This window comes from Lutimaribacter marinistellae (assembly GCF_042648365.1).
In the GTDB taxonomy this organism is placed as follows: Bacteria; Pseudomonadota; Alphaproteobacteria; order Rhodobacterales; family Rhodobacteraceae; genus Lutimaribacter_A; species Lutimaribacter_A marinistellae.
The window spans coordinates 51585-64097 of the sequence record NZ_JBHRXI010000003.1; the positions used below are offsets into that span (position 1 = coordinate 51585).

Here is a 12513-nt window from a genome sequence, read left to right on the forward strand (position 1 = left end):
GCCGATTTTTGACAGGAAACCCTAAGACTGATGTCAGTCCAGTTCGCAACGCCTGCTTGACAAACTTAGCATGCTTGATGTACTTAGCGCTCAGGAGGCTTAAAATGAAAGAACTTGGCCTGGAGCTGACACGTTTGCGCAAAGCATCTGGCCTGACCCTTCGCAGGGTGGAGGCCGCGATTGGTGTGTCCAACGCCTACCTGAGTCAGCTTGAGACCGGAAAAATCAAGACACCTTCCCCGAATACGCTGTTCAAACTGTCCCAGCTATTTGGAGGGTCTTACGAAGACCTAATGGAGAAAGCCGGATACCCGGTACCTCAATCGCAAAGCCGCCAAGTGCCTGAGACCGTTTCACGTCTGGCCGCCCGGGTCGGGGACGTCAGCTCCAGTGAAGCTGATGCACTGGCTGATTATCTGAAGTTCCTTCGTCAGCAAAGGGCGGAGTAACGCATGCCCTGGTCCTATTCGGCATCGCGAACCTTCCAGAAATGCCAGGTCAAATGGTTCTTGCATACTCTGGCAGCACACCATAGCGCCAATGACCCGATCCGCCGTAGAGCGCATTTTTTCGGAGCATTGACCACAGTGAGTGCCTGGCGCGGTCAGCTGGTCGATACCGTGATTTCTAAGCACATCATCCCATCCTTCGAAGACCCAACCTGCGAAGAGCCGATGGGGCTTCAGGGATCCCTCAATATTGCTCGCAAACTCTTCACGGAACAGCTGGCCTATGCGGCGCAGAACAGAGCCGCGACAATTGACGTAAAGTTCGGCGACATCGGCGATCGGTTCGCGCTCTTGATGGAGCATGAATTTGGGGATGGGCTGACACAAGAGGAACTTGATGGGGCTTGGCTTGAAATCGAAACTGCACTTTCGAATTTCTGGGGTAATGAGGGCATTCAGAAGATCATCTACGATGCAGAGCAATTGATCACACAGCCGCGCACGCTCCATTTCGAACTCGTCAACGGAACAAAGGCTGTCGCCATCCCGGATCTAATCGCATTCAACCGCTCCAAAGCCCACACCATTGTCGACTGGAAGGTACATGCAGAGGCGGGCAATGATGCCCGCCGCCAGTTGGCTATCTATGCAGTGGCGCTTAGCCGAGGCAAACAGCACAAGGATTTTCCCGATAACTGGAAGGCACCGCCGACGGAAATCGATCTTGTCGAAGCTCAGCTGCTGCTGAACCAGACAAAGCATTACCGCTTGTCGGAAGATGATGTGGCTGCAACCACAGCATACATGGACGGCAGTGCCTACGAGATGGACTGCCTGACAGACGGGAAGTCCTACAAAGACATCGATGTCGGAGATCTAAGATTGGCCCATAGCGGGCTCACCTGCGCGGCATGTCAGTTTCAATCATTATGTCCGGAGGTCGTGCAATGACATCGGAAGCGTCCGTATTTCGAATTGAAGGTCTAGAAGGGCTCACCGCGCGCTACACGCTTTATACGATACGCGGGTTGGGCGCCGTGGGCTCGTCGTCCTACCACCAGAAGGTCAACGAGTTGGTGCGTCGGCTGTCGTTTACGCTGAAGGCACCTTTCACGAGCATCCAGCGAGAAGGGACCTTCTATTTGGCGGCTCCAGAAGGTGTTGAAGAACTCGAGCAGACCTATCCGGTTGTGGGCGGCTTTGTGAACCTCAAGACGTCCGACGAGACTTTGGAGCTGTCTTTCGACGGACCTCCGGATTCACTGGAAAACGTGCGCATTCGCTTCCTCGACTTTATGCTGCAACACCCGCTCTTCAAGAACGGGGAGCTTTGGCAACCGAGCGCGGGCAAGCCGTTCTTTTTCAAGCGTCCCCATTCAAAAGGCTCCGAAGCCAACATCTTTGAGGGTGTTTCGGTGCGCGCGTGCCGGCATCCGGACGGGGGTTTTGGCATTGTGTGTGACGCGCGCAGCAAAATTGTGCGTGCAAAACCAATCGGGGCGAAGACAGACCAAGCCCAGTTGCAAGCGCTGGTTGGCAGAAGTTGCCTCTACAAGATGAACGATAACTGGTACCAATTCCGTATCGACGGAGTGGCCGATGTCCTTGTCGGTGATCAGTTCGATTTTGGCGATGCCGGCCAGTGCACGTTACTTCAGCATCTGGTGCGATCCGCAGGCAACGCAGCGCCACAAAGCGTTGTCAATCTCGATCCGGAAGGGGCTGTGCTGACCTACTACACATCTTCCGGGCAACAGCGCTTCGCGCCTGCAGCATTTTGCTATCTGATAGAAGAAACGTCCGGAAAGAGCGGCAGACATCTGCAGAGCCAGACCATTTTGGCACCAGGGACCCGCAAAGCGCGGCTGCAGAAGTTCGTCAGAAGATATCTCAGCAAGCTCCAGCTCAACGGCATCGACATTCATGTTGCGCCGGAATTGCATTCATTTGAGAGCACCCCGTTCGGGATCCCAACGCTGCTCTTTGGTCAGGACAACGTCGTCGCTCAAACAAGTTCGGGCTCACGCTTCTCGACCGTAAGGCAGTACTCAAAAGAGCGGCAAATGGCGATGTTTGACCCTAAGCGTGGCTTTTACAAGCATAGCGCTCTTCGGCCACAAGGGTTCATGGTTCCTCAAAGTGTTTGGAGCAGCTTCGGTCCTGCGCTCCTCACGGACCTCAAAAAAATCATGCTCAAGCTTTACCCAGCAGGAAACTATGACCCTCAGGTCGTGGTCTATGATGACACGAGCTTCGGCAAAGCCCTTGACGGCCAATGGAAGGGACTTCTCGCGGCCATGGAGACCGATCCATTCGCCGAAAACAATGTCGACAATATCCTTGTCATGCTCAACCGCGTTCCTGGATCAGCACGACGACAAGATCAACTTGCAGCCATGGTCTGCAATGAATTTTTCCGCCGTTTCGACAAACGGGTTCAAGTCATGCATTCCGACACCCCGAGACGAGGTTATGTGCGGAAGTCGCGGAATGGCGAGGCCCACTACGAGCAAAAGAACGACCGCCGCATTACCATGGACGGTTATTTGAAGGGGGTTGCGCTCAACAAAATCTGCCTCGGAAACGGCCGGTGGCCGTTTGTCCTGAAGGATCCGCTTGCGGCAGATATGATCATCGGGATGGACGTGAAAAACAATATGGCAGTGTTCTCCCTCGTGGGCGAGGGAGGCCGATTGGTGCGCGTGCATCGTGACAAATCTCAACAGAAGGAAAAGCTCAAACCCGCACAAGTAACACAGGCAATCCTTCATCTGCTGCGGGAAGAGATGAAGTATCTAGAGAAGCCAGTGCGCACGGTCGCGATACATCGCGATGGTCGCGCCTGGCCCGATGAAATCGAGGGGATCGAAGCGGCCTTCGCCACGTTGGCTGGTGAAGGACCGGTATTGAGCAATGTCGAGGTCAGCGTGTTCGAACTTCTCAAATCGTCGCCGGCTCCGATGCGCTTGTTCAGCCAGGGGCACCCCAACGACAAGCACCCGGATGGGGTTTTCAATCCAATTGTGGGCACCTGGTTCCAGCTGGGAGAAAACGATGCCTATATCTGCACAACGGGTGCACCCTTGTTGCGGCAAGGGACTGCAGATCCGCTTCACGTACGCCGTGTCTCCGGCTCGATGCCGATGTCGGATGGTGCTGCAGATATCTACGCATTGAGCTGCCTAACCTGGCCGAAACCGGACGGCTGCATGCGTGATCCGATCTCAATAAAGCTGTGCGATATCACCCTTTTTGACGAGGCGGCGACCTACGATATGGACGCTGTGCGGTTTGCGCCAGCGCAAGCTGACGAGGCTGCACTTTGAGCGCCGTGAGTGGTCTCTTGGCCGCCTATACGCGGCTGAACAGTTTCAGTGCGTTGACGGACAAAGCCCGTCGCGATGATGACGCCAACATGTCATCACGACAGGATGCCTGTCTGGAGCTTTGCCGCCTTCTTGCGCCTCAAGAACGAGAAACGGCTTCTCTCGACGCGTTGGAGTTCCAAACAATTCTGAGATCGCGCTGCGGCGTCTCACAGCCCGAGTTGGAAGCCTTGAGATCGGCGATCGAAAACGGGGACAGCCTTGGATCGTCGGTCGATGTTCTGGAAAAGATTTCGCGCTCACTGATCCGCGAGCGTTCGGCGATGGCCGGAAGGATTTCCGGAGGGTAGGTCGATCGCAATCGAGCATGTGAAAGGGTCGATTTTTCTGGCGAAGAAAAGGGTGCTCGCCCTTCAAGAGGCAGCGCTAAAGTGCCGTCGCGCAGACCTCCGCGGCCTCCAGGGTTCTTGCGTTGACAGCCTCAAGTCCATCAACGCCAGGCTGGACCTGTTACTTGATGCGCTTCCGCATCTTTGGACGTTGAACCCATCTAGCATCGTCGATGACTATCGCGACCTCGTGGAGCAGATCTCGCTCATCGAACGGGCAGGGGTGTTTGCACTTGTTCATTCCTCTGAGAATGACCCTTTCCTGAGCAGGTTGGTACAACAGATTTGCGATGACATAGGTTACCTGGTTCAGGTGCCAGTCGTTTCGGAGACGTCGCCGTCACACTTTGAAATCGACCAGTGGTTCAACGTTCTCTATGTCCCTCCGCTCGAGGGCCAATTCCTGCTTCATTTGCCGGATCTCTATCATGAGCTGGGTCATCCTCTCTTGCTTGAGGAGAACCTCGCTTTGCCAAGCCTGAGGCCGGTGAAGACCGAATATACGTTGGCTATCTTTGATCGGGTGGCGGCCCTCAACGATGCAATCGTCGAAAATGAACGCATGCAAGGGTCGGAAGCAGAGCGGCGACGATTTATCGCCTACTCGGATTTCTGGACTAATCATTGGATGCGCGAGTTTTTCTGTGATCTTTTCGCGACTTTCTGTCTTGGTCCTGCCTATGGCTGGTCTCATTGTCATCTTTGTTTGAAACTCGAAAGCGACCCGTTCGAGACCCCCAGGTTGGAGCAGAGTAAGCATCCATCAGATGCCGCGCGTATGAGCGTTATTTTGTATGGATTGAGGTCTCTTGGGTTTGTGTCTGAGCCAAAGGCAATTGAGGCGATGTGGGCAGACCAGCTAGGGCTTTGGGGTCTGTCTGCCGACATGAGCCACAAACAGTGTTATCCAGACCATGCTCTCAAATCGATAGCGGAGCATGCAATGTCTGCCTTCGATCGTGCAGGTTTCAAAGCGGCGCGTCCCAATCAGATCTCCGGAGTGGCCTTGTGTCTTAACCAAGCCTGGGAGCAATTTTGGCAGAATCCGAAGGGCTTTGGCGAATGGGAGATCCGCGCGATCGAGCACCTTCAAAAGGAGTTGGCAAGTCCTGCAACTTGACATCTGAGCGCGGAGCGCCTATAGTTCCTATAGGTTCTCGCGGAGTTATAGGACCTTCAGGTCCAAGATATCAGGCAGGAGATAAGGATGAAACTCGATTTTTCAGACCTCCCAGTAGGAGAAAAGGGGCTGTCATCTGAGTTGGTGGATGAAATCTGGTCGCGCTTGAGTGGCTCTCTCGAGCGAAAGGGTGTCGAAGAGTTTCGCCGGGAGCAAAGAGAGATCGTTGGCCGTGTAAGCCACAACGCGTCCGGTGCGATTTTGACGTCTTACGGCAAAGAAGTAGCGACTGTTCTTCCCATTGAGTATTCGAAAGTAGCCGTCGCACTTGTGCATTTGATGGAGAATGCCCGAGTGAACGCCGCCATGGATGAAGCTGATCGCAACCCAGATCAGACCTTCTATGACTTAGAAGACGTCATTGCCGAGCAAGGCAGCTAAGAGGAATTCTACGGTCCGTTGAATAGTTCAAGACGAGTAATTCTTCGCGCAACGGCTCGCAGCGTGTTCAACGGACTAGATCAACGTTCAAAGGACGCGTTGATCCCGGAACTCCGTGCGCTTGTCGCAAACCCAGTACCACCGGACGCGATTTCGATATCAAACGAGTTACCTCGATATCGACTTCAAGTAGCTGATTTGACTGTCGGTTATGAGTTTGACCCCCAGCTCGACGTGGTGGAGATTAAAGTCATTCTCCCAGACTCAAGCCGAGAAACAGATGACGCGCTGATGCTCCGGCTTATGCGCGGTTTTTCTGGAGACTAATTGGCATCCTGAAAAGTCACGGTTCCGGCCAACCAATGACGATTAAACTCGTCCACAACGACGACTTTTCGTTTGGCGCGACCACGGGACAGTTTCGCCACTGGGAAGTCACCGAGAATGCTCAACTCCCCCGCGCGTGTGCCCTCAATAGTTTGGGAGACTTGCACCCCATCTCCGGCTCCAATCGCAAATTCAGTTACATTGGCGTCTTTGATTGCGATATTTGCCAGCCGCACGTCGTCGCCTATTTCTTTTGAGACCAGCAATCGGACATGGAAGCGTTTTTGCCCATCGTTTGAAACTGCCTGTCCAAGCGAGATTTCTGCGGCGTTGAGAACGAAGGAGAGTTCTGGGCGTGTTGCATCCCTTTTGCGCAGAGACGGAAACATCCAACCACGGCCGAGGGCATCTATGGTGATCGCTACAAGCCCGACAATGAGAAGTAGAAGAAAGAACACTGGTGGAATGTCAGTTCCACCCTCTACGCCGCCCTGTAAGACGCCTCCTCCCGGAAAGGTAGCAGATAGGTTCAGCGAGATATCGGAAACGAAACCAGCAAGGGCCGCCAGAGAAGTGGCTGTTCCTAAAGCAAGTATCCGATTGCGCGGATTGGCGAGCAGAACAACGAGTGACGCTGCGAGCAGGATGATGAGGACAACCTTCCACATCCCGTTAGGGGCGTAGAGAAAAAGAACAAAAAGGGCTGCTGCGCCAATACCTGATCCAAGTGAAATCCAGGGCCAGTTGTCTGTTTCGATCTGCCGCGACACTGTTTTTGCGCTTCCTCAGCTGCTGTCCGCCCACGCTAAAGCAGCACGTCCTAGCTCGCAATCACCGACAACGGATAAGTCTGACCTCGATGTTTGAACAACCAACGTTGATCCAACCTTTTTCGAACATACACACGCCTAGTGCCTGACGTAACGAAGAGATCGCGCTTATGAGGTAACGAATATGGGACCCACTACCATTTCTTGGAACCGATGTGACTTGACTGAAATGTTTGACGTCCGCTTTGGGGAAGCTGCATCGCAGCATCTGGCTTCAACTTGAGCGACAGCTATGGGCCGTCACCGCCTGCCGAGGCGACCCAACCTTGAAAGCTGTGCAAGCATTCGGGCTCCTGTGCCGGTCCCGTCGCGGGGAGGAGCTGCAGTTGGCCCTCCCGCAGTGTTGGGTCGGCTTGGCAACGCTTGCACACCAAAGAATTGGCGCGCGCGCAGAGCTGCGTATTCGGCCCCGGTGGCGCCTCCGATGGCGTAGCGGTTGTAGACCTGTTGGCTGCCTGCAAGCCCTCGGGCAAAGGCATAGCTTCCTCCGAAGCCGGCTGAGAGTGCTGGCATCATGATGTTTCCCGAAATCGCCCGAACCAGGAATGGCGTTGCTATGATGAACCCCTTTGCCATCAGCACCATCATGAAGAAGGGGATGAGCGCGCCGATGTTGGAGGCTCCTTCCGGATCGCCCAACTCAGCAAGAAGCGCACGCGAGATCCCCGTGATCGTCGCGAACACGCCGGCAACGACAATCGGGTACATCGCGAAGGAAATCAGCGCTGAAAGCCAGCGCGCAAAATAATCCTTGGTCACTTCAAAGAGGGTCAGGAAAATCATGATAGGTGCAATGCCGATCAGCAGAGCGATCATGAGCCTGGACGCAACGACGATGAACGCCGCCAAGCCACCGAGGATCGAGAGCAGCAAAACGCCAAGTGTGTCCAACAGGGCACCTGCCATCCAGTTCAGTTCAGACCCCGCAGCATTTAAATACTCCCCGAGCGCCGCGATCAGGTCATCAAACTCCTCTGCAAAGGTGCCGGATGCGCCGGGTGACCCGCCGCCGACAGAGGCCACGAGCGATCCGGCAATGCTGTCGATCCCGTTCAGGATCGCCGCAGCAAGGATGTTGAACTGAACCCAGTTGGTTGCAAATGCGCCTATCAGTCCGATCTTCACGGCGAGCCAAAAGGCCGTGCGCCCGTCCATGACGCGATACTGGTAGATCGTGTTGATGAAAACCAGAATGACGACGAGTGTGGTGCCGAGGACGAGCATCGTTCCGACTGTTGCGGCGACCGCGCCAAATTGCGTCTCGGCAGCGGTATTGAGATAGCCTTCAGCCGTTTCCACGAAGTAGGTGACGACGCTCATGGAACCCTACCAGTTTCCAGCAGCTTCGCAGACTGGGATGGCGTCGCGCCGAAGCTCATTGGCCTGCCGTCGGTATTCTGATGTTGCTTCCACGATATCCCAGTATTCAGATGCGGCGAATTGCTCGAAGAAGACGCCTGTCGCTGCCTCCCAAGACGGATACCGCGTGGGACATTCGCAGCTTTGGGCTTCAACGATGCGTTGCATGCTCTGTGCCCGATAAACCTGTTGGATCAGGAGCCGTTTGTGGGCCTCGCGCACATCTATGTTTTGCATCCACTCTGGCTCTGGAGGCTGCTCGGGACAGACATCTGGCTGGTTTTCGAGCGTTGGGATCAGGTTCCGTTCAGCGACGCCAGCAGTTGCGCCGAGAACGACGAGCAGGCTTCCGATTGCAACGGCTCGCATCATTCTGCTGCTGCCTTCGTATCAGTGGTCTCGCGCTTCAAGAACGCGGTATAGCCGTAGTCACCGGCTTCAGCTGTAATGACTTCCCACCCCTCAGCACCGCGCTCATTCAAGGCACTTCGCATCGCGTCGTAGTCCTTTTGCTTCTTCACCTGGAAAAACAGGATGTCATATTCAAAGGTCTTCATTGGGAAGCTCCGATCTCGGTTGCGCCGGGGAGGTAGAATTCGGTGATGCCGCGTCTGCCGTCGTGGCGACCGGCCTGGATGATCACGTCGATGGAATTCTCGATGTACTGGATCATGTCGGCATAGGTCATGGGGATCTCTGTTTTGAGGGCCGCGATCGCGAGCCGCTGCACGGCGAGTTGCGGGGTCTCGGCATGGAGCGTGGTCATGGACCCGCCATGGCCGGTATTGATCGCCTCGAGGAAAGTCATCGCTTCCTTGCCGCGCACCTCGCCAAGAATGATGCGGTCCGGGCGCATGCGAAGCGTCGCGGTCAGAAGCACATCGGCGGTCTGGAATTCCGCGTCGCGATTGGCGATGAGGGTGACGGCATTCGGCTGGGTCGGCAGAAGCTCGGCGGCCTCCTCGATGGTGACGATGCGTTCCTCAGACGGTACATGAGCGAGGATCTTCCGCGCAGCGACGGTCTTGCCGGTAGAGGTACCACCCGAGACGATCATGTTGAGCTTGTTGTCGACGCAGAAGGCTAGGGCATCGTCGATCACGCCAGACGTAACGACCTCGCGCAATTCCCGGGTTTTCTTGAGGCGGAGTTCCTCGAGCTTGCGTTCTTTCCCATAGAGGAAATCGAGCGCGATGCCTTCAAGTGGCAGGCTTGAGAAAAACCGCAGGCTGATGGACATGGCAGAGAGCACGGCGGGCGGGGTTATGACCTGGGCGCGGATCGGACGGCTCTTGTAGGTGATCGAGACCGAGACGATCGGGCGGTTCTTGCTCATCGTTGTGTTGGCGGAAGAGGCGATCTGGTTGCCGAGGTCTTTGACTTCTGTTGCGTTCAGCTTCTCGTCCAGCTTTCGCATGAAGTGATCGCCCTGGAATTCTCCCCAGCAGCTGCCATCGGGATTGATGCAGATCTCGATGACATCGTCGCGGGATGCGGCATCGATCCGGTCTAGAGAGGTCTGGAGATAGCTCAGCGACATGGGCTCAGAATATCTCCAGATCGCGGTCGACCATCACCGTGACGCGCGCGCCCTGGTCGACATAAATGACCGGACCGATCGAGAGGTAGTCGCCAATCACGCTGTCCGTGGCATCGGCAAGATCATCGCCCACGTCTTCGAGCACGTCCGACGCGGTCTCATCCTGCAAGTTTGCCGCAGCGGCACTTGGAGCAGCGGAAATCAACGAAATCAGCGCCGCCGAGCCAAAGCGCTCATCAAAGCGGGTATCGACAAAGCCGGTCACGCCAGAGCGGCCAAGTTCATCGCCCCCGAAAGAGCTGATCTGGATGGTTTGATTGTCAGGCAGGATGATCCGGTCCCAGGCGATGGTGACCCGGCGCTGCGCGATATCGACCCCCGAACGATAGCGCCCGATCAGGCGGGACCCGCGCGGGATCAGGAGACGCGCGCCATCGACGCTGTAGACATCTTCGGAAACGACGGCACGGGTCTGGCCGGGCAGGGAGCTGTCGAGGGCGGTTTCCATGACAGCCTGGATCATCGTGCCCTGGATGATGGTGTTGGACGGGTTGGCGATGACCTCGGCTTGCGTCACCGAAGTGGGCAGCGCGCCGTTCAATACAAAATCCGTCACTTCGCCGAAGGTGCGTTCGGTTAAGGCCGTCTCATTCGCGCCCGAGGTGCCGCCAAAGGCGATGGTGGGCGAGGTGATGCGGCGCTCTTGAAACGCGCGCTCCTCGGCTGCGCGGCGTTCGAGTTCCGCAAGCCGCCGTGCTTCTTCCTCGCGGCGCAGCCGCTCTTCTTCCCGCGCCCGCAACTCGTCCTCGGTTGGGCCGATGGGTGCGGGAAGGGGGCGATTGGCTTCGAGTTGCGCGAGTTCGAGGTCTATGCGGAGTTGCTCCAGCTCGCGATCACGGGCAGTGAGTTCGTCTCGGAACTGCTGCTGCGCGGATTCCGATGCTGCTTGCAGCGCCGCGATCTGGGCGGTCAGCGCATCGATGGCTTCCGCGGCAGCCGTATCTTCTTCAACCACCGGTTCGGGCGCGTTGCGCAACTCCTCGATCTGGGCCTGAAGGGCGGCGAGCTGCGCTAAAAGCTCGGCATTCGGTTCCACCGGCTCTGGTGCGACCAGAACGACTTCGGGCTCCGGTGGGGGGAGGGTTTCGATGGCGCCGAAACCGTCGCCTTCGTTCTGAAACACGTCCGGTGTCGCCGTGGGCAGGGCTGCCTCTTCCTCGGGTTGGGACAGGAGATAGAGCAATGCACCGCCGGCACCGATCACGAGGACGACGACCAAAGCAAGCAGCGGCGAACGTCGCGGGGCAGGGGGCGAACCTGTTCCTTTGCCCTGCTCGAGGGCGGCGAGACGTTTCTCGAGGTCTGCGTTTCCGGTGTCGCTCATGATCCTACCCCCGCAGGCGGTGTGCTCTGAATACAGACCACTTCTTCCCCGATCCGCAGCACCCATTGCCTGTTCACCCCGGAAACCCGGATCACGCCATCTTCGGTGGCTTGCGTGTTGACCGTCCGCTCGCGGCCATTCGCGTAACGGAAGATCGCGGGCACCGGCGCGTTCCTTGGGAACTCGAAATGCGTAAACGTCCCGTCATCCCAGACACGGGTGGGGGTGAACTCGGTCCGCGCGCTGGCACCGTAATTATAGTTCGGCCCTTGGGCCGCGATGGCACGCGTGGGCCGTGCATTGTCTTCGGGGTAGCGGAACTGCACCACGTAGAAGGTCGGGCTGCGGGTTTCCTGGACGTTGAAATAGTAGCTCCGCCGGTTCGTGTACACGGTCACGTTGGTATGGACGCCGCGTGCAACGGGCTTGATCGCGAAGGCCTGGCCACCTGGAACGCCGTCGATCTCGAAGCCCTCCGTGTCGCCTGCGATGATCGAGCGGATGCTTTCTCCCTCGCCGAACTCGACCGTGGTCACATGGGTGAGCGAGACATTCAGTCGATAGACCTGGCCTTCCTGGTAGGTGGCCAAGCGCACGCGGCTGTCATTGGGGCCACCGCGCGGAATGGCTTCCGCGAAGGCAAGGACTGGCAGCAGGGAAAATAGGCCAGCAACAAAGAACTTACTGATCAAACTAGTTCTCCAATCTGTCGGAGCGGATGGAATATTCGAGCACGGTGAAGCCGAAGGGGTTGGTCCAGACCTCATCGATGGAGCGGCGGGTCTCGGGGCGGAACTCGAAGAGAAGCGTGGCGGTGAAGAGCCCGGTCTGGACGCCATTCAACGAGGTCAGGCGCTTGCGCAGGCGAACCGTGGCGCGGTTGGTGCCGATGCGATTGACACTGAGGATTTCGACATCGAGCCGAGCATTGGGGCCATAAACTGTCGGCGGGTAGTTCTCGTTGGCGCTGTTCCAGATCTGGCGCAAGCCGCCCTCGGCAGCGCCGTCCGAGCGGCGCAGCACGCTGCGGATGCGCAGATCGTTGTCGAGCTGGTTATAGACCTCTCGGTCGGTCACATAGCGGAAGACCTCCGCTTCAATGATGGCCTGGTTGGCTGTGACTGACGTCGCGCCTACCGAGGCCTCGGGCAGGGCAAAACCGGTGGCGGGATCATAGGGCACGACCACAGGCGGCGGATCGACATCGAGAATTGCGACAGCCGCCGCACTCAGGCATCCGAGAATGCCGAAGACCAGCCCGATGAGCCCAAGGCGCTGCCAGAGCCGTTCGCGGCGCAGGGCACCATAGACTAGCTCTTCTTCGATGATGTCCTGTTCACTCGCCACG

At 57.0% G+C, this 12513-nt stretch carries 13 protein-coding genes; 5 read left to right on the top strand and 8 right to left on the bottom strand.

Annotation, left to right across the window (positions count from 1 at the left end; genetic code table 11):
* Nucleotides 1–104: 104 nt before the first annotated feature.
* From ACFORG_RS04315 to ACFORG_RS04335, 5 genes are all read left to right on the top strand, one after another.
* A complete protein-coding gene (locus tag ACFORG_RS04315; protein WP_386734153.1) occupies nucleotides 105–449 on the top strand; it encodes a helix-turn-helix domain-containing protein in 345 nt (114 codons plus the stop codon).
* 3 nt (nucleotides 450–452) lie between these two features.
* A complete protein-coding gene (locus ACFORG_RS04320) occupies nucleotides 453–1400 on the top strand; it encodes a PD-(D/E)XK nuclease family protein (protein WP_386734154.1) in 948 nt (315 codons plus the stop codon).
* Nucleotides 1397–3775, top strand: a complete 2379-nt coding sequence (locus ACFORG_RS04325; RefSeq protein WP_386734155.1) for a hypothetical protein — start codon at nucleotides 1397–1399, stop codon at nucleotides 3773–3775. Before ACFORG_RS04320 ends, ACFORG_RS04325 begins: the two co-directional genes overlap by 4 nt.
* Before the next feature lie 369 nt (nucleotides 3776–4144).
* Nucleotides 4145–5284 (top strand): hypothetical protein, encoded by a 1140-nt coding sequence (locus ACFORG_RS04330; RefSeq protein WP_386734156.1) that lies wholly within the window; start codon nucleotides 4145–4147, stop codon nucleotides 5282–5284.
* An 87-nt stretch (nucleotides 5285–5371) separates the two neighbouring features.
* Nucleotides 5372–5725, top strand: a complete 354-nt coding sequence (locus ACFORG_RS04335; RefSeq protein ID WP_386734157.1) for a hypothetical protein — start codon at nucleotides 5372–5374, stop codon at nucleotides 5723–5725.
* A gap of 323 nt (nucleotides 5726–6048) precedes the next feature.
* On the opposite strand, the gene ACFORG_RS04340 is transcribed toward ACFORG_RS04335, so the two are convergent.
* The 8 genes from ACFORG_RS04340 to ACFORG_RS04375 all read right to left on the bottom strand — a co-directional run bounded on the left by ACFORG_RS04340 (nucleotide 6049) and on the right by ACFORG_RS04375 (nucleotide 12512).
* Entirely contained in the window at nucleotides 6049–6822 is a 774-nt protein-coding gene (locus tag ACFORG_RS04340; RefSeq protein WP_386734158.1) for a hypothetical protein, read from the bottom strand.
* 300 nt (nucleotides 6823–7122) lie between these two features.
* Nucleotides 7123–8202, bottom strand: coding sequence for a type IV secretion system protein (locus ACFORG_RS04345; RefSeq protein WP_386734159.1), 1080 nt, complete (start codon nucleotides 8200–8202; stop codon nucleotides 7123–7125).
* A gap of 6 nt (nucleotides 8203–8208) precedes the next feature.
* A complete protein-coding gene (locus ACFORG_RS04350) occupies nucleotides 8209–8613 on the bottom strand; it encodes a hypothetical protein (protein ID WP_386734160.1) in 405 nt (134 codons plus the stop codon).
* Entirely contained in the window at nucleotides 8610–8798 is a 189-nt protein-coding gene (locus tag ACFORG_RS04355; protein ID WP_386734161.1) for a hypothetical protein, read from the bottom strand. The genes ACFORG_RS04350 and ACFORG_RS04355 overlap by 4 nt, the downstream gene beginning before the upstream one ends.
* Nucleotides 8795–9781 carry an ATPase, T2SS/T4P/T4SS family gene (locus ACFORG_RS04360; protein WP_386734162.1) on the bottom strand — a complete coding sequence of 329 codons (987 nt, stop codon included), beginning with the start codon at nucleotides 9779–9781 and terminating at the stop codon, nucleotides 8795–8797. The genes ACFORG_RS04355 and ACFORG_RS04360 overlap by 4 nt, the downstream gene beginning before the upstream one ends.
* Before the next feature lie 4 nt (nucleotides 9782–9785).
* Nucleotides 9786–11165 (bottom strand): TrbI/VirB10 family protein, encoded by a 1380-nt coding sequence (locus tag ACFORG_RS04365; protein ID WP_386734163.1) that lies wholly within the window; start codon nucleotides 11163–11165, stop codon nucleotides 9786–9788.
* Nucleotides 11162–11857 carry a TrbG/VirB9 family P-type conjugative transfer protein gene (locus ACFORG_RS04370; protein WP_386734164.1) on the bottom strand — a complete coding sequence of 232 codons (696 nt, stop codon included), beginning with the start codon at nucleotides 11855–11857 and terminating at the stop codon, nucleotides 11162–11164. The genes ACFORG_RS04365 and ACFORG_RS04370 overlap by 4 nt, the downstream gene beginning before the upstream one ends.
* A 1-nt stretch (nucleotide 11858) precedes the next feature.
* Nucleotides 11859–12512: a virB8 family protein gene (locus ACFORG_RS04375; protein WP_386734165.1), complete on the bottom strand. Its 654-nt coding sequence runs from the start codon at nucleotides 12510–12512 to the stop codon at nucleotides 11859–11861.
* Between the last annotated feature and the right edge of the window lies 1 nt (nucleotide 12513).